The organism is Anaerolineae bacterium (assembly GCA_016931895.1).
In the GTDB taxonomy this organism is placed as follows: domain Bacteria; phylum Chloroflexota; class Anaerolineae; order 4572-78; family J111; genus JAFGNV01.
The window spans coordinates 1-15284 of record JAFGDY010000015.1 but is presented as its reverse complement, the minus strand read 5'-3'; the positions used below and the strand labels follow the sequence as shown (position 1 = coordinate 15284).

The window sequence follows — 15284 nt, the reverse complement described above, 5'->3', positions numbered from 1 at the left end:
TGGCCGAATTTCGTCGAAATCACAAACGCATCTCTCCCAGCTTTATCGCTGCTCTCGTTACGTTGCACACTTCTGACACATGAGCCATGGTATTCACGGGGTCAGGCCCAGCGCACGTACATCAATTCGAGTCTGTTGATTTTTGTCATCAAGAATATAGAATTCCCTGTCACTTATCCAAGTCACGGTTGCGTCACAAACATCATTCCCTCGCCAAATATTTTCGAGATATTGGTCCTTTGTTTTGAGGTCGACCCGTACCGTACATCTGCATGTTATCCCGCAACCATCTGAAACAATAATCGCAGTAATTTGATCATCCGGGCTGGCCGTGATGTGTAGTACAGATTCACCGCTTGCCATAAGAATACCCAAAAATATTCCGCCAACAATCTGTAGAACGAAAATCCAAATGACAAGTCCACATACGGCGAGTCCCGGCAAGCCTATGATCATTCCAACCTGGTGAATGGTATGTAGTGTTGATGAGGATAACGACGACTGTACGGAAATTCCCCCTGTCTTCGCTCTTAAAAACTTCATGTGTTAAGCCCCTTCAATTGAGTCATTGGCTAAGTTCCGGTTTCCAACATGATGTACTAACTCTTTCTGAAATGTATCATATGAGAGAAATGCCGGTCAAGCACTCAGGTGCGCCGGATGAGTGTTTCAAAACGTAGAAGTTTGAAGAGAACGACCGTAAAATGGAGGGCAAATACCTTTCAACCGGAGTAGTACCATGAAAGTAAAAATGATTCTGCCGGCCCTGACCGAAGCCAAAAGTCCATTCTGGCGGCCCATCAAATACTCTTTGTTCCCGCCACTCGGTTTGGCTACGTTGGCCGGTTATTTGCAGGATGATGACGCCGTGGTCATTCAGGATGAGCATGTGGAAACATTGGATTTATCCGATGAGCCGGATTTGGTGGTCATCCAGGTTTATATTACTTCGGCCTACCGGGCTTATGAACTGGCCGACCATTACCGGCAAAAGGGAGCGCATGTGGCGTTGGGTGGCTTGCACGTCACCTCGCTGCCGGACGAAGCCGCCCGTCACGCCGATACCATTTTCCTCGGGCCGGGTGAAGATACCTGGCCTGCTTTTCTGGCCGATTTTCGGGCCGGACGTCCTGGCAGGGTATACCGCTCAAAAGTACGGACATTAGCTGGCCTGCCAAAAATTCGGCGGGATTTAGTCAAGCGCCATCTATATCTGGTGCCCAATTCTATTGTGGTGTCGCGGGGCTGCCCGCACGCCTGCGATTTTTGTTACAAAGAAGCTTTTTTTAAGGGAGGAAAGTCGTTTTACACCCAAACCGTTGACGCCGCCCTGGCCGAGATTGAACGGCTACCGGGGCGGCATCTATATTTTTTGGATGACCACCTTTTTGGCAATCCACGTTTTGCCGCCGCGCTCTTCGAGGGGATGCGGGGGATGGGGCGACTATGGCAGGCTGCCAGTACGGTGCAGGCAGTATTGCAACCGGACCTGCTGGAGAAAGCTGCGGCCTGCGGCCTGCGCAGTTTGTTTATTGGCTTTGAAACACTCAACCCCACCAATTTGCGGGCGCAAAACAAATACCAAAATCTCAACCGGGATTACGCAGCGGCTATTCGGCGCTTGCACAATGTAGGGGTGATGATCAACGCCAGTTTTGTTTTTGGCATGGACGACGACGATGAGAGTGTATTTGAGCGCACGGCGGAATGGGCCATTGCGCAGGGCATTGAGACGGCCACCTTTCATATTCTCACCCCCTACCCCGGCACGGTTTTGTACCAACGGATGGCCACACAGAAACGCCTGACCACGAACAACTGGGATTTGTATGACACCCGCCACGCGGTGTATCGCCCGGCCCGGATGACGGCGGAGACGTTGGAACAGGGTTACTGGCGAGCCTACCGTGATTTTTATCGGTGGGGGGCTATTTGGCAGGGGGCCTGGACCAAAGACAGGGCTACGGATAAACTTCGCCACCTGGCCTACGCCGGGGGCTGGAAAAAATTTGAATCAATGTGGGATTTGCTCATTCGGGCCAAACGGGTTTCCGGGATGCTGCCGATGTTAGAGGCCATCCTGGCCGGTTTTGATCGCCAGCCGGGGAAAAATAAACAGGCCGTTACCACGAACCAAACAACGTGCGAAAGCCGGTGGGCGACATGCCGATGACCTGTTTGAAGCGTTTGGAGAAATGATACTCGTCGGAAAAACCGAGTTGGTGGGCAATCTCTTTGACGGCCAGATCTTCGTTGAGCAACTGTTCGCAGGCCCGATCCATCCGGCGCAGGGTGTGGTACCGGGCCGGAGAGACGCCCGTTTCCCGCGTAAATCGCTTGCGAAACCCATCGTACGACATGCCCAGACTTGAGGCAATGGCTTTGTAATCGGGCGGCTTGTTAAAATGGGCCGTCAACAATGTTTTGGCCTCCGATAGCCAGAGCTGATCAACTTTGTCCTCCCCCTCTTGCTGATGATGCGCCAAAATTTGGGCCAGAAGCTGCTGTAAATGGCACACTCTGATCAGGCCATACTCCGCCCCGGATTGGGGCACCGACCAGATAGTATCGTGAAATTGTTTGAACCAGTAATCCACCGGCTCCAGGTGCAGCACCGGCCGTCGAGGGTCTAATAACCCCTGATTGCGCCACAGATCAAAAATTGACCCCTCAAAAACAATGAATATCTCGTACCAAAATTCCTCTTCACTGGGGCCGTAAGTATGTCCAATGCCTGGAAAAAGGAAAAGTAAATCCCCCTTGACAATACGATGTTCGCAGCCCAGCGTATCCTTAAAATATCCACCCCCATCCGAGATGTAAACCAGGGCGTAATGGTTCAATACGCGCAGGGGCTTTGTGGGCGCAATCCCCGGACTGTCCCGAATGATCCCGGCCACAATCACCTGGCCCAGGGCGCTGCTTGGTTCATCGTTAAAGGTGATGTGCGAAACAACAGCCATAACAAGGTAAGATTATACAGACTTTTGCCGCAATTGTCATTTTATAAATAACAGGCATTACTACAGAAACCCTCCGCTGTTTCTGAATAAAAAATAAAGTACAGCCACGCCTCAATTATCTTCGTCCTTCGTCGTTGGTCCTGGGATTATTTTAAAGCCCTGGCTGTTACTTCCTGCACAAATTTTGTCTTGGCCTGGGTATATCGCTCTCTATCTTGCTGATAATGCGCCGCCAACGCTTGTTTTAGGGTGGCGTAACGGCGGGCCTCTTGAGGATTTGCTCGCAGGTAATCTCTGAAGGCCAACCCCTCCCATAGCCTGTGCCCTTGGGGAGCCATGTGGAGGTGATGGGTGCGCCGGCCCATTAATTTTTTTCGTTTGATGAACATCATATGCCCCGCATACCACCAATACTCCCACTGCTCGTTGTTGAAAAGGGGCACAGCCCGCTGTTTGGCTGTGGCAAAGGACGGCACTTCTACCAGAACATCAATGATTGGTTTGGCCGGCAGCCCTGGAATGGCGGTGCTGCCAAAATGTTCCACCCGCAAAACGATGTCGGGACCCAAGTGATCTCGCAGCCAACGGGCAAACTCAGTAAACTGTTGCGGCCAGGTGGGGTCGTAATCTACCAGGTAAACGTCATCGTTACTCACCTCGCTCTCTGGCAGTTCCACATAGGCGTTAGCAGAAATCCAGAAAGCACCCTCATTTGAGCTTTCTGCATGGCCCCATACCTTTGGGAGAGGGGCCGTGAATTCGCCGACACTTCTCCTACGGCCAGCGGGCGCCTGGTTGAACCACTGCCAGTTTATGTGTTCTTGCCAGGTGACGACATCCTGCCCGGACTGCCCGGCCCAGCCGGTCCAGGTATCATCGTTAAAATCCCAGGCCACCAAGCCTTCTGGAATGGCTTCAATTTTATCCACCTCAATCCCAAAGAAATGCAGGGAGTTCTGCCCGCCAACCAGGCGTTGAAACCCAACATACCGGATCAGGTTGCCAATGTGCCTGACTTCCCGGCCCAACCTGCGGAAAAGATCTCCATAGAAGTGGACGACGGCCGCAAAACCGTCGCCCGCAATAAGGCGCTGGCCGCCGATAAGTTGCATTTGGGGGGGGCTTGGCGTGGATTCCATTTTTTCCCTGGCCGACATAAATTACTCCCATTCTAATCAACTTCATCCGTAACCGCAATCCCACCTTAACCTCATGAGAAAATTTTTCCGCTGTAAGCCAGGATATGGTATAATACGCCCTTCAATATTCACCGGAGTTAGACCAAATGACTCACTCTGCACATCGCCAGGCAATGTTTCAGGGATTAGTATACGATGAAAATGACGTTGTCGTTGAAACCACCTTTATTGGCGCGGAGCCGCATTACGTGGTGTTGGATGACGACTTCAAACGACATATCCCGGCTGAAGTTGTTGACCGCCAGGTGGTTGAATGGATTCAGCGGCAGGCCCTGGCCAGCAAAGAATTGGTCACCGAACAGATCATGCACATGTTAAATCAAGACGATCTGTTCACCAAAGCTATGATTGATTCTTCGCTTGGCAACATGGACCGGCTGATGGAGCAAGGTTTGCCCGATGACGCTCGGATGATGTTGGGCATGATGGGGTTTAAAGTTGTCATCAATGTGCATGGCGAGTTGGTGAAGTTAGATGTGCCCAACCAGGAACCGCCGCCGGATGAAGAGGAGTGGTAGACTGGCGGGCTATAGCCGATTGTGTTATAATCCCCGCTTGGTAATTTCTTGGAGCGCGTGTAGAAATTTAAACGCGAATATACAGTTTTTCAACTCAGGTTTATACCCCCTAATTAAACAAGGTGAAACACTATGAAGAACTTTTTCAAAGGAATGGTGACCAACACCGGCGTTGTTGGCGAAGTGCTGGTATTTTTGTGGCAGCGTAAATTGTGGTGGATGATTCCAATGGTCACGGTTTTGTTGCTCTTTGGTCTGCTGCTAGTTTTTGCCTCGTCGTCGGGCGTGGCGCCTTTCATTTATACGCTGTTTTAGGGTGTTTTCAACCCATCCAGACCTTTAGGGTTTTCAAAATCCTGAAGGTTTTTATTGAGGTAAACAATGGCGTTGCCTGAACCGCCGTCTGGCGTTTCAAACAAATTTATCTTCCTGATCATCGGTCTGGTGGTGGCTTGCCCGGCGCTTTTATGTTTGGCCATAGGGTTGCTTTATGGCCTGTTCTTGCTTTTTGCTTCGTCGTCGGGGGTGGCGCCCTTCGTTTATACGCTGTTCTGAGACGCTTGGGCAAACAAACATTGGCACAACAGGAGGCATACGTTTACCTCCTGAAAAATCTAATAGGTGGTTTTAGAGTATCCATGAAAATCATAACAATTTGTTTCGGCCTTCTTTTGACTCTCTTGGGGGCCGTCTATTACTATTTTACGGGCCTGGCCGGTGAGGCCAGGTGGTTTCCGGCGCTGCTGGGGGTCTTGATCACTCTGTTTGGTTTTTTGCAAGGCCGCTGGCCGCACAAGCATGCCCTGTATGGTTCCTTGATGCTGGCCTTGCTGGCTTTTCTGGGATCAATAAGAAGTTTGTTCAATCTCTTCACCATGCTTACCGGCGGCCAGGTGGCCGAACCCAGCGTGGTCATTGTCCGCTCTATCATTGGCCTGGGCGCGATTATCTTTATTGGGTTGGGCCTTTTTCTCATCAAGGATTTTTGGCATGGTTGGAAAAGCTTTGGCCAATTCCTGGGGGATTGGGTGGCCAGAGTGGCCTTGACTATTTTTTACTTCACCGTTCTGGTGCCCTTTGGGCTGGGCGTGCGCCTTTTTGCCGACCCCCTGCATATCAAAAAACAGCCGGCTGAACTGTGGCGGACTCGCCCCACCGGCGACCAAAAATTTGAAGACGTACTGAGGCAATTTTAAATGAATATTTTAGGTGTTTCTTGTTATTATCACGATGCCGCCGCCGCCCTGCTCATGGACGGCCAGTTGGTGGCCGCCGCCGAAGAAGAGCGTTTTACCCGCAAAAAACACGATAGCAGCTTTCCGCAACATGCCATCAACTTTTGCCTAAAACACGCCCAACTCTCCCCCGACGATCTGGATTACGTGGTTTTTTATGAAAAACCGTTGGTCAAGTTTGAGCGTATTTTGCAAACCACCCTGGGCACCTTTCCCAAGTCGTGGGCCGTTTTCCGGGAGTCAATGGTTACCTGGTTTGACGAAAAACTGTGGATCAAGAGCAAATTGCAAACCGGCATTGGCGTGCCGGCCAACAAAATTTTATTTGTGGAGCATCACCTCACCCATGCGGCCAGCGCCATGTTTTGTTCTCCCTTTGCGGAAGCCGCGATAATTACCATTGACGGCGTGGGCGAATGGACAACGGCCAGTATGGGCCGGGCGACGGCCCAGTGGAACGGCCAGGGGGTCAACCACATTGACCTCACTCACGAGCTGCGTTTCCCCCATTCCCTGGGGTTGCTCTACTCCGCCTTTACCGCTTACCTGGGTTTCCGGGTCAACAACGGCGAGTACAAGGTGATGGGCATGGCCCCCTACGGCGAGCCAAAATACATAGATAAGGTCAACCGGGTGGTCAACATTGATGACAACGGCGGCCTGACCCTGAATATGGATTATTTCAGTTTCCATCATTCTACCCAGCACACCTTTAACCGGCGTTTTGTGGACCTGTTTGGCAGCCCGCCCCGCCGGCCCGAATCCGAATTCTTTAATTACAAAACCCACCCCGGCAAAGACCATCCCGCCTGGGACGAGGCCGTAGCCCGGCAAAATCAAGCGTATGCCGACATTGCGGCCAGTATTCAGCGTGTCACCGAAGAAATAATGCTCAAAATGGCCCAGGCCGCTCACCGCCAGACCGGCTCCAAAAATCTGGTGATGGCCGGCGGCGTGGCCCTCAACAGCACGGCCAACGGCCGCCTGATGCGCGAAGGGCCATTTGAAAATGTCTTCATCCAACCCGCGGCCGGCGACTCCGGCGGCGCGATAGGGGCAGCCCTGTACGCTTATCACGTTATCTTTGGCCGGCCGCGCCAATTTACCATGGAACACGCTTACTGGGGGGCGGAATACCCCGCCGGCGACATGATTGCGGCCATCAAAAAAGAGGGTTTTGCCTACGAGGAATTTGACGACGAAGATAAATTGCTGGACCAGGCCGTAGACGCGCTGCTGCAAAGCAAGGTCATTGGCTGGTACCGGGGCCGTTTTGAATGGGGTCCGCGCGCCCTGGGCAGCCGTTCCATTATCGCCGACCCGCGGCGCGAGGAGATGAAGGAGATCGTCAACACCAAAATCAAATTCCGCGAGCCGTTCCGGCCTTTTGCCCCGGTGGTGATTGAAGAACGCGCTCACGAGTATTTTAATACACCCGGCCTGGACCGGCAATACCCGCCCCGCTTTATGCTGATGGTCTCCGGCATTCCCGAAGACAAGTGGGACAAAATCCAGGCGGTGTGTCACATGGGCACGGGCCGCCTGCAAAGCGTGCGCGAGCAGTGGAATCCCGGCTACTACAACCTGATCAAAAAATTTGGCCAGGCCACCGGCGTGCCGGTGCTGCTTAACACTTCTTACAACCTGCGCGGCGAGCCAATTGTGACCACTCCCCGCAACGCCATCAATACCTTTGCCGCTTCAGACATTGACCAGTTGGTGATGGGCCCGTTTTTGGTGAAAAAGCCCGAAGGGTACCAGGCCAGAGGGTCGCATTTGAGCGCGGACCAGGTGGATTGATAAAGTCAAGGCAAGGCCAACGTGGCAAAGATGAAGTTGATCGGTTTTTCTTATGAGCCACTCCTCCTCCAAATTTGATCCCGGCCAAGTGCCGCCGCCGCTGATGACGAACAAGGCGGATAACGCTTTTGCTCATAAAACTATGGCCGTGCGAAAACCCCGGATTGTGCAGCAAGTTCTGGCCGACCATGCCGGTCAATATCCAGACGCCATTGTGCAAGAACTGCAAAACCTGCATGATGAGCTGGCCCAGGGAAAGCCGGTCCGGCCCCTGCGCACAAGCGCGCCGGATGGAGAAAGCTGGCGCAACGCCTGGCAGCCTTATCAAAATAAAAACTGGTTCAATATTCCCTGGTACTTTGCCGAAGTTTTTTTCTACCGCCGGCTTTTAGAAAGCGCCGGCTACTTTAGCCCTGGCCCGTGGGCCGGGGTTGACCCCTTTCTGCCCGCCAAACAAGCCGAACTGGCCAACGAGATTCCCTGGCAAGTTTTAGCCCTGGGCCTGGAGTACGCCTCAGCCAGTACGCCGGAGCATTTCCAGAAACTATTGCGCCACTGCATTTGGGGCAACCGGGTTGACTTGAGCCATCCCCAAATTGTTGAGGAGCTAAGGCAGCAGGCTGGGGGGCCAAAGGCTTTAGGGGAATTATTGGCCGACGACACCGAAGCCGTGTTGGCCCACCTGCAAAAGGCGGACCGGCCCCATGCCCGGATTGACTTCATCTGCGACAACACCGGCACGGAATTGCTGCTGGACTTTGCCCTGGCCGATTTTTTGCTCAAGTTTTTGTGGGCCAAACACGTGACTCTGCACGTTAAGGCGCATCCCACTTACGTTTCCGACGCCACGCCGGCCGACGTGGCCATGGCCGTTACCGCGGCCAAAAAACAGCCGGCGGCTGCAATACAGTCGCTGGCCAAACGGTTAACCGAGTATCAACAAAAAAATCGGCTGCAAGTGCAGGCCGACCTCTTTTGGAACAGCAGCCGCTTTTTTTGGGAAATTCCGCCCCCCCTGCATGCTCAACTGGCCCAAGCCCACCTGGTTGTCATCAAAGGCGACGCCAATTATCGCCGCCTCCTGAGCGACGGCCACTGGCCGCCGGATGTGCCCTTTGCCCAGGCCATTCCCTATTTCCCCGCGCCTTTTGTTGCCCTCCGCACCCTGAAATCCGATGTTGTCACCGGCTTGCAGCCCGGCCGGGCTGAGGCGTTGGATCAACAAGATGCCGAGTGGCGGGTCAATGGCCGGCGGGGCGTGATTCAGGCGGTCCTATAAATAGTTTTTGCACTTGAAAAAATTATTTGTGAAATGCTCCCACCACCGGCACCTGAGCGGTCAAACAGCTTTGGCGTTTGGTGGCGGTCAGAAAAATATTCACGCCATCCTGGTCAATTTCAACATACCTGGAGATAACTTGCGCCAAATCATGTTTGAGGTGATCCATTTTTCCCGGAGAAAGATTCACCCGGTCGTGGACAAGCACCTGTTGCAAACGGTTTTTAGCAACATCACTGCTGCCGGCATCTGGGCGGTTGAACAAGCGATTGAACGAGTGCATAGGACTCCCTCGACACAACAAGCTAATAATAGGACTCTGGTACTATTAAGATTCTGGTGCTATTATACTACAACTTTGCTCAATTGGGGAGAAGAAAAGTACAAGCTCAACCTTAAAATTTTTAATAGTGTTAATTGGGGCAAGAATTTAGCCTAATATAGATGTCCAGAAAAATTCCTTCCCAAAAAACAAGGTAGCAGGAAGGTAGCAGATAAAAAGTTTGCTACTCTGCTACCTTGCTACTTGTTTCAGCGGTAAAAACTTTTCTGGAGCACTATAAATCATCGCCAATAACCTCCGGCCTGGGTTGCATCCTGCCTCATTTCTGCTAAAATCCGCATGGCTATGGCAGGAGAAACAAACAACTATGAACCAAACAAACCATCAAACCAAAAACTTATGGCAGCGCATGAGCGGCCCGCTCAAGATCGGCCTCACTTTTGCCGCCCTGGGCGTCATTCTTACCGTTATCGGTATCTTTAGAGACCCAACCACGCCCGTTACGGCCTGGTCGTTGGGGATTGGCAGCCTGATTTCCGGCGTTACCTGGGGGTTGGTCAGTTGGGCCATTGTTACGGCGGCGGTAGAAGTGGAAAAGGACGTGGCTCAAACCTCAACAGCCGAGGAGTCAAATAAAAACGATGACCCGCGCTAGCATTGTTCTAACCGGCTTGATTGGCCTGATCGGGGCCGTTATTCTGACCGCTTTTTGTGTGCTGGTAATGGCGCAAGCGTGGATACCTGCTCTTTTGACCAGCCCCCTGATTGTGTGGGTCCTGTTTCTTTTTCTGGCCGTTTTTTCAGTGGCCGAAATCCCGATAATGATTTTTGGCATCCGCCGGATTGCGGCCAGCGCCAACCCCCGGGCCAAGTACGTGGCCCTGTTGACCAACACCGGCTATAATTTTTTTGCCGCCGTGTACGCCGCTCCCTTTATCCTGCTTACGGGCAATCTATGGGCCGGAGCCGCCCTGGCCGCGTTAAGCCTGGCCCGTTTTGTTTCCGCCCTTATCTTTTTACCCTCTGTAGAAAATAAAATATGAAAAACTTTAACCAATTCAATCTAGCCGACATCCAGGCCCTGGTCATTGATATGGATGGGGTATTGTGGCGGGCAGATACTCCCCTACCCGGCCTGATAGAGTTTTTTGACTTTTTGCAGCATCAGGCCATTGCCTTTGTGTTGGCCACCAATAATGCCAGCAAAACGCCGGAACAATTTTTGCAAAAACTGGCCAAATTTGGGGTTACTACGGTGAGGCCAGAACATATTCTCACCTCCGCTCTGGCCACAGCCGCCTATTTAAAACAGGAGTATAAAAACGGAGCCAAAGTTTATGTGGTGGGACAAGAAGGTTTGCGCCAAGCTATGCATCACGCCGGTTTTACCGTACTGCCAGATTCCAGCCAACCCGCTGATGTGGTAGTAGCCGGGATTGATTTTGAACTGACCTATGAGAAGGTTAAACATGCCGCTCTGCTCATCGGGGACGGGGCGCGTTTTGTGGGCACCAATGGCGATTTGACGTTCCCCATCGAGGGAGGGCGTTTTATCCCCGGTAGCGGCTCCATTTTGGCCCTTATTGAAGCCGCTACCGGGGTTAAGCCCACCACCATCGGCAAGCCGGAACGTTACATGTTTGACCTGGCCATGCAACAAATGGGTAGCACTCCTGCCCGCACCGCCGCGCTCGGCGACCGCCTGGAAACGGACATTTGGGGGGCGCAGCGGGCCGGCCTCAAAACCATTATGGTCCTGACCGGCGTTGACAATGAAGACTCTATCTCCCTCAAGGGCATTCAACCCGACGTTATCTTTGAGGATATTGCCGAATTAAGGCAATATTGGGCCGCGCTCTAACGGGCAACAGAGGTCGCCCAGGACATCTTTTATCCCTCTCCGGCCTGATCTTTTTTCTCAAACTTGAGCGAAGCGGAATTGATGCAATAGCGTTGATGCGTAGGCGCCGGGCCATCGTCAAATACGTGGCCCAGGTGAGCGTCACACACCTGGCACAGCACTTCGGTGCGGCGCATAAATAAACTGTTGTCTTCCTCGGTTTTTATGTTGTCATCCACCATCGGTTCCCAAAAACTGGGCCAGCCCGAACCGGAATCATACTTTGTTTCCGAACTGAATAATTCAGCGCCACAGCAGACGCAACGGTAAATGCCTTCCTCCTTATGCTGATAATACTCCCCGGTAAAGGGACGTTCGGTGCCCTTTTTGCGAGCAATTTCAAACTGCTCCGGGGTGAGTATTTCTTTCCATTCCGCCTCGGTTTTGTGTACTTTAGGTTTGGTTGCCATAATTTTTCCTCTGTCATTCCTCCAGCCAGCGGGCTGGATCGCCGATATTGATTTTGCCATCATCCAAAACTTCGCCAAAAGCGCCGCCCCCCCAATTATCAACCAGCGCTGCCCTTAAACCGGGCCATACTTCATCCATCCGTTCGCACGGTTTGGTTTCGCCCCAAATACGGATACGGCAATTACCAACAAGCAAAACCCGTTTCCGACTATTGGCCAAACGAATACCGCTCAACATCAGGTTAGCCCGCCGGGCCGAAGGGTCTAACGAAACGCCCCACTGTTCCATCAGGGTTTGCCAAATTTCCTGCTCCAGCAGGGTAACTTGCCGTTTACCCCCTTGATTGGCGTTGCCCCTTAAACCTTGCCCGGCCACCAAAGTAGCTCGTTCAACGGGGTCCATCGGACCGGCTTTCATGCGCTTTAACCAGATCGCTTCCAGTTGTCCCATCTTTTTCCCAATTATAACATTCCTTGTTTTTTACCCCAAGAACTTTAATTCTGCCTTAAAATCAAGGAACCGGGCTGGAATCAAAACACCCCCAATTGGTTTGGGGGTGTTTTGATTTGAGCATCCCAGGCCCTAAAAGTCTTGCAAATTGGTAGCACTTTCTTTTATATGAAGTTAATCTAACCCGGTTGAACCATTCACTCCCCCCGCACTTCCCGCATTGCCATTGGCAAAAACCCAAGCAAATCCCCGGCCACAACTGCGGCAACGCCCAGGTGCTCCCGGGCAATTTCGCCACAGAGGCCGTGCAGGTAAGCGCCGGCTTCGGCAGCCGCAAAGGGGGCTAAACCTTGCGCCAGCAAACCTACAATGGCCCCGGCCAGCACATCGCCGGAACCGGCCTTGGCCAGGGCCGGATTGGCAAACGGCAGCACCATTGTCCGGCCATCCGGCGCGGCAATGATGGTATGCGCCCCTTTGAGCAACACAATTTGATTCCATTTGGCGGCCATTTCACAGGCTGTTTCCAGGCGCGCGGCTTGCACTTCTTGGGGGGTGACTCCCGTCAGTCGAGCCATTTCGCCGGGATGAGGGGTCAAAATGCAGTGAGGGGGCAGCAATTTCCACCACTCGTTCTGTTGGGCCAAAATGTTCAAGGCGTCGGCATCCAGCCCCAGCGGCGGAAGTGGATCCCGGCCGGCCAAAAGTTGCCGCAAAAACGAGACGGTTGGCGGATGTTGGCCCAGTCCCGGCCCAATCAAGGCCGCCTCTACCTGGGCCAATCTTTCCTCTAAAATTTGAACCGCCGCAGGAGCCAGCGCCCCATCCTGGTCGGGTAAGGGCAAGTAGGTGGTTTCAATTGAGCGGGCCGCCAGGATCGGGTGAACGGTTTTCGGGGAAGCCAACGTTACCAAACCCGCCCCGCTGCGATAGGCGGCCTGCCCGGCCAAAAGTGCGGCGCCGGTGTAATGTAACGAACCGGCGACGACGAGGGCCGTGCCAAAAGTGCCCTTGTGGCCGTCAACCGGCCGGGGCGGCAGCAGCCGGGCCACTTTGGCCCCTGTAACCATTTCTAAAGTCACTTCAGCCGGATAGCAGCCGGCCAAAATCTCAATGTCGCCCACCACCAACTGCCCCACCACTGTGGGGCCGGGCATTAAAATATGGCCGCGTTTAACGGCGGCCAGGGTCACGGTCAGGTCGGCGGCAAGGGTATGGGGGTCCACTGCGCCGGTATCGCTATTGAGGCCCGAAGGCACGTCAAGGGCAACAATTGCCGGGTCAAGTTCATCATCTCCGGCGGGCAAAGTAGGGTCAACCAGGGGGCCGTCGGCGTAAGCGCGACGAGCGGCAACTACGGCTTTAACGTGATCCAACAACTCGGCCAGGCTGCCTTCAATGGGCCGGGAGACGCCGGTGCCCAGCAGGGCGTCAACAATCACGCCGCACTCATTTAACAATTGCGTTAGGCGCGCCCGGCCGGAATCATCGCTCCAAAAAACTCGCTCTACCCCGGTTTCAGACAGAAGCTTCCAGTTTTTGTCTTCCGCGGTATGGCGTTTCCACACGTAAACCGTTACGGCGACCCCGGCCCGGGCCAAATAGCGGGCCGCCACCAAACCGTCCCCCCCATTGTTGCCCGGCCCAACCAAAATAAGCGCCCGCGCGCCAGCGGGGTCAAAGTGAGTCTCAATAGCCTGGGCCACGGCCCGGCCCGCGTTTTCCATCATCTGGGCATAACTCAGGCCCGAAGCGTCGGCGGCTTTTTCAGCGGCTTGCATTTGGGCGGTTGTGACAATGTACAACGGTCTCTCCCTATTGATCGTCCGGCCTGACGAGATAGGAGACAATGACGCTCAAGCCTGCCCCCAGCAAGACGCCGGACATAACAAACCAAAAAGCATCGTCCGCCGGGCAGGGTTGGGGAACGGTCGCCACACATTCCGGCATTTCCGGGCCGGAGCCGCTTTCCGTTTCCGAAAACGGTGTATCTTTGACAGTTTCCTCTTCCTCTTGCGCCAAACGTTGGTCTCGCCGCGCTTGCAAAAAGTTGGCGGCATAGCCGGCGCCCTGGCTGGCCGTATAGCGCAGCACATACGGCCAAATTAATCTTAAAAAGATGAACATCTGCCCTTCCTTATGCAGGCCCGTGAGGTTTGGCAAACGGGTTTGGCAAACGGGTTTGACAAACCATGAAGGTCTGAACTAACGCTGAAAGCAAACATTTTAACTGTTCACCTTCTTGGCATGTCATTACGAAGGCGTAGAAAGTGAAGCGGCTGTAGCCTGAAGCAATCTCCGCCATCAACCGTGGAGACTACTTCGCTTTTGGCTCGCAATGACAAGAGAGCAAAGGTGAACGGTTGCCAAACGTTTAGCGGCTTAAACGACGTTTAAGCCAGAAAATAAGGGCCATGACCAGAGCAAAGGCGGCGCCAAAAGCGGCGCTGGAAGCCGGGCCAAAAACGGCCTTGACGTCACCGTCCACCCGTCCGGCCACCATCAAAATGGTGCCGCTGTTGTCGCCGGTGGTGATATTGCGCCCCAATATCACCCCCCCCGCGCTCTGGTCCATGGTCACGTCGCCGCGCGTGATAACGGCCCTGGCTATACTTTGATCCAGGTTAACATTGCCGCCGGCCATAATAGCGCCGGCATTGGCCGCCGTCAGGTCGGCCTGCCGGGTTTCGGCAAATACCAGGCCGCCCTGGGTAACAGACAGTGTTTCGGCCCGGGCCTGTATCGCCCCGCCCTGCCGGATATTAACCCGGCTGCCCTGCACGTTCTGGGCCCCGGCCTGGCGTAATTCAACCGTTTCGGCCTCTACCCTATTGGCTACAGCCTGAGAGACAAGCGCTGTTTTGGCCCGGATATCGCCGGCGCGGCCGTACTGCACGGTTACATGATTGGCCTGGAGATTGTTGACATCCTGGCCTTTTACCTCGATTTCGCCGCCCTTTGTTGAGGGGGCGCTGCTTGGATTTTCTGCATCGGCCATTTTAATCCTCCCGTGTTACTTACCCGTTATGCGTAATTCAGACCTTTGAGGTTTACAAATCGGTTTTTGTCCAAAAATTGACTTTGCAGGCCAAAAGAGTCTTACAAAAGAACTCAGTGTAGAAACCTCAAAGGTCTTGGCTGCTAATTACGCATAATCCGTTTAGGGATGGTTCACAATTTAGTTGACACTTTTTTGAGCACGAAATAAAAATTGGCCGTTAAAATTTATCGGGTCCAGGCTATTTT

Annotated in this window: 19 protein-coding genes; 10 read left to right on the top strand and 9 right to left on the bottom strand. The window is 53.4% G+C overall.

All coding sequences use genetic code 11. The features are described 5' to 3' along the window. Window positions 1-93: 93 nt before the first annotated feature. Window positions 94-543 (bottom strand): hypothetical protein, encoded by a 450-nt coding sequence (locus tag JW953_01335; protein ID MBN1991318.1) that lies wholly within the window; start codon window positions 541-543, stop codon window positions 94-96. Between the two features lie 196 nt (window positions 544-739). Here JW953_01335 and JW953_01330 point away from each other — a divergent pair, with 196 nt between their 5' ends. Next, entirely contained in the window at window positions 740-2173 is a 1434-nt protein-coding gene (locus JW953_01330) for a B12-binding domain-containing radical SAM protein (GenBank protein ID MBN1991317.1), read from the top strand. Here the strand turns inward: JW953_01330 and JW953_01325 are convergent. Together JW953_01325 and JW953_01320 are read right to left on the bottom strand one after the other, a co-directional pair. After that, window positions 2124-2963, bottom strand: coding sequence for a helix-turn-helix transcriptional regulator (locus tag JW953_01325; protein ID MBN1991316.1), 840 nt, complete (start codon window positions 2961-2963; stop codon window positions 2124-2126). The two genes, JW953_01330 and JW953_01325, sit on opposite strands and share 50 nt — an antisense overlap. A 146-nt stretch (window positions 2964-3109) precedes the next feature. Then, window positions 3110-4120 (bottom strand): GrpB family protein, encoded by a 1011-nt coding sequence (locus tag JW953_01320; GenBank protein ID MBN1991315.1) that lies wholly within the window; start codon window positions 4118-4120, stop codon window positions 3110-3112. Between the two features lie 128 nt (window positions 4121-4248). Here JW953_01320 and JW953_01315 point away from each other — a divergent pair, with 128 nt between their 5' ends. The 6 genes from JW953_01315 (at window position 4249) to JW953_01290 (ending at window position 8994) form a co-directional block, all read left to right on the top strand. After that, window positions 4249-4680: a hypothetical protein gene (locus JW953_01315; protein MBN1991314.1), complete on the top strand. Its 432-nt coding sequence runs from the start codon at window positions 4249-4251 to the stop codon at window positions 4678-4680. A 132-nt stretch (window positions 4681-4812) separates the two neighbouring features. Next, window positions 4813-4995 carry a hypothetical protein gene (locus tag JW953_01310; GenBank protein MBN1991313.1) on the top strand — a complete coding sequence of 61 codons (183 nt, stop codon included), beginning with the start codon at window positions 4813-4815 and terminating at the stop codon, window positions 4993-4995. A 66-nt stretch (window positions 4996-5061) separates the two neighbouring features. Next, window positions 5062-5235, top strand: coding sequence for a hypothetical protein (locus JW953_01305; GenBank protein MBN1991312.1), 174 nt, complete (start codon window positions 5062-5064; stop codon window positions 5233-5235). Between the two features lie 83 nt (window positions 5236-5318). Continuing rightward, window positions 5319-5876: a hypothetical protein gene (locus JW953_01300; protein ID MBN1991311.1), complete on the top strand. Its 558-nt coding sequence runs from the start codon at window positions 5319-5321 to the stop codon at window positions 5874-5876. After that, window positions 5877-7715 carry a carbamoyltransferase gene (locus JW953_01295; protein ID MBN1991310.1) on the top strand — a complete coding sequence of 613 codons (1839 nt, stop codon included), beginning with the start codon at window positions 5877-5879 and terminating at the stop codon, window positions 7713-7715. It abuts the gene before it with no gap. Window positions 7716-7767: 52 nt separating this feature from the next. Continuing rightward, window positions 7768-8994: a protein-glutamate O-methyltransferase family protein gene (locus JW953_01290; protein MBN1991309.1), complete on the top strand. Its 1227-nt coding sequence runs from the start codon at window positions 7768-7770 to the stop codon at window positions 8992-8994. A 22-nt stretch (window positions 8995-9016) separates the two neighbouring features. Here JW953_01290 and minE read toward each other — a convergent pair whose 3' ends face one another. After that, on the bottom strand, window positions 9017-9277 hold the full coding sequence (gene minE, locus JW953_01285; protein MBN1991308.1) for a cell division topological specificity factor MinE: 261 nt from the start codon (window positions 9275-9277) through the stop codon (window positions 9017-9019). Window positions 9278-9644: 367 nt separating this feature from the next. On the opposite strand from minE, the gene JW953_01280 reads away from it, so the two are divergent. The 3 genes from JW953_01280 to JW953_01270 are packed head-to-tail and all read left to right on the top strand — an operon-like array spanning window position 9645 to window position 11138. Further along, window positions 9645-9932, top strand: a complete 288-nt coding sequence (locus JW953_01280; protein MBN1991307.1) for a hypothetical protein — start codon at window positions 9645-9647, stop codon at window positions 9930-9932. Beyond that, window positions 9919-10320 carry a hypothetical protein gene (locus tag JW953_01275; GenBank protein MBN1991306.1) on the top strand — a complete coding sequence of 134 codons (402 nt, stop codon included), beginning with the start codon at window positions 9919-9921 and terminating at the stop codon, window positions 10318-10320. The genes JW953_01280 and JW953_01275 overlap by 14 nt, the downstream gene beginning before the upstream one ends. Next, window positions 10317-11138 (top strand): HAD-IIA family hydrolase, encoded by an 822-nt coding sequence (locus JW953_01270; GenBank protein MBN1991305.1) that lies wholly within the window; start codon window positions 10317-10319, stop codon window positions 11136-11138. Before JW953_01275 ends, JW953_01270 begins: the two co-directional genes overlap by 4 nt. A 29-nt stretch (window positions 11139-11167) precedes the next feature. On the opposite strand, the gene msrB is transcribed toward JW953_01270, so the two are convergent. The 5 genes from msrB to JW953_01245 all read right to left on the bottom strand — a co-directional run bounded on the left by msrB (window position 11168) and on the right by JW953_01245 (window position 15036). Then, window positions 11168-11587 carry a peptide-methionine (R)-S-oxide reductase MsrB gene (gene msrB / locus JW953_01265; protein MBN1991304.1) on the bottom strand — a complete coding sequence of 140 codons (420 nt, stop codon included), beginning with the start codon at window positions 11585-11587 and terminating at the stop codon, window positions 11168-11170. 13 nt (window positions 11588-11600) lie between these two features. After that, on the bottom strand, window positions 11601-12038 hold the full coding sequence (locus tag JW953_01260) for a sulfurase (protein MBN1991303.1): 438 nt from the start codon (window positions 12036-12038) through the stop codon (window positions 11601-11603). A 197-nt stretch (window positions 12039-12235) separates the two neighbouring features. Further along, complete coding sequence (locus JW953_01255; protein ID MBN1991302.1) at window positions 12236-13861, bottom strand: NAD(P)H-hydrate dehydratase; 1626 nt, start codon at window positions 13859-13861, stop codon at window positions 12236-12238. Then, on the bottom strand, window positions 13854-14165 hold the full coding sequence (locus JW953_01250) for a hypothetical protein (GenBank protein ID MBN1991301.1): 312 nt from the start codon (window positions 14163-14165) through the stop codon (window positions 13854-13856). Before JW953_01250 ends, JW953_01255 begins: the two co-directional genes overlap by 8 nt. Before the next feature lie 247 nt (window positions 14166-14412). Beyond that, complete coding sequence (locus JW953_01245) at window positions 14413-15036, bottom strand: hypothetical protein (GenBank protein ID MBN1991300.1); 624 nt, start codon at window positions 15034-15036, stop codon at window positions 14413-14415. Between the last annotated feature and the right edge of the window lie 248 nt (window positions 15037-15284).

Excerpts from the sequence above, each read along its gene's own strand:
- JW953_01335 (MBN1991318.1), bottom strand. The coding sequence starts at position 543 with ATGAAGTTTTTAAGAGCGAAGACAGGGGGAATTTCCGTACAGTCGTCG.
- JW953_01330 (MBN1991317.1), top strand. The coding sequence starts at position 740 with ATGAAAGTAAAAATGATTCTGCCGGCCCTGACCGAAGCCAAAAGTCCA.
- JW953_01325 (MBN1991316.1), bottom strand. The coding sequence starts at position 2,963 with ATGGCTGTTGTTTCGCACATCACCTTTAACGATGAACCAAGCAGCGCC.
- JW953_01320 (MBN1991315.1), bottom strand. The coding sequence starts at position 4,120 with ATGTCGGCCAGGGAAAAAATGGAATCCACGCCAAGCCCCCCCCAAATG.
- JW953_01315 (MBN1991314.1), top strand. The coding sequence starts at position 4,249 with ATGACTCACTCTGCACATCGCCAGGCAATGTTTCAGGGATTAGTATAC.
- JW953_01310 (MBN1991313.1), top strand. The coding sequence starts at position 4,813 with ATGAAGAACTTTTTCAAAGGAATGGTGACCAACACCGGCGTTGTTGGC.
- JW953_01305 (MBN1991312.1), top strand. The coding sequence starts at position 5,062 with ATGGCGTTGCCTGAACCGCCGTCTGGCGTTTCAAACAAATTTATCTTC.
- JW953_01300 (MBN1991311.1), top strand. The coding sequence starts at position 5,319 with ATGAAAATCATAACAATTTGTTTCGGCCTTCTTTTGACTCTCTTGGGG.
- JW953_01295 (MBN1991310.1), top strand. The coding sequence starts at position 5,877 with ATGAATATTTTAGGTGTTTCTTGTTATTATCACGATGCCGCCGCCGCC.
- JW953_01290 (MBN1991309.1), top strand. The coding sequence starts at position 7,768 with ATGAGCCACTCCTCCTCCAAATTTGATCCCGGCCAAGTGCCGCCGCCG.
- minE (MBN1991308.1), bottom strand. The coding sequence starts at position 9,277 with ATGCACTCGTTCAATCGCTTGTTCAACCGCCCAGATGCCGGCAGCAGT.
- JW953_01280 (MBN1991307.1), top strand. The coding sequence starts at position 9,645 with ATGAACCAAACAAACCATCAAACCAAAAACTTATGGCAGCGCATGAGC.
- JW953_01275 (MBN1991306.1), top strand. The coding sequence starts at position 9,919 with ATGACCCGCGCTAGCATTGTTCTAACCGGCTTGATTGGCCTGATCGGG.
- JW953_01270 (MBN1991305.1), top strand. The coding sequence starts at position 10,317 with ATGAAAAACTTTAACCAATTCAATCTAGCCGACATCCAGGCCCTGGTC.
- msrB (MBN1991304.1), bottom strand. The coding sequence starts at position 11,587 with ATGGCAACCAAACCTAAAGTACACAAAACCGAGGCGGAATGGAAAGAA.
- JW953_01260 (MBN1991303.1), bottom strand. The coding sequence starts at position 12,038 with ATGGGACAACTGGAAGCGATCTGGTTAAAGCGCATGAAAGCCGGTCCG.
- JW953_01250 (MBN1991301.1), bottom strand. The coding sequence starts at position 14,165 with ATGTTCATCTTTTTAAGATTAATTTGGCCGTATGTGCTGCGCTATACG.
- JW953_01245 (MBN1991300.1), bottom strand. The coding sequence starts at position 15,036 with ATGGCCGATGCAGAAAATCCAAGCAGCGCCCCCTCAACAAAGGGCGGC.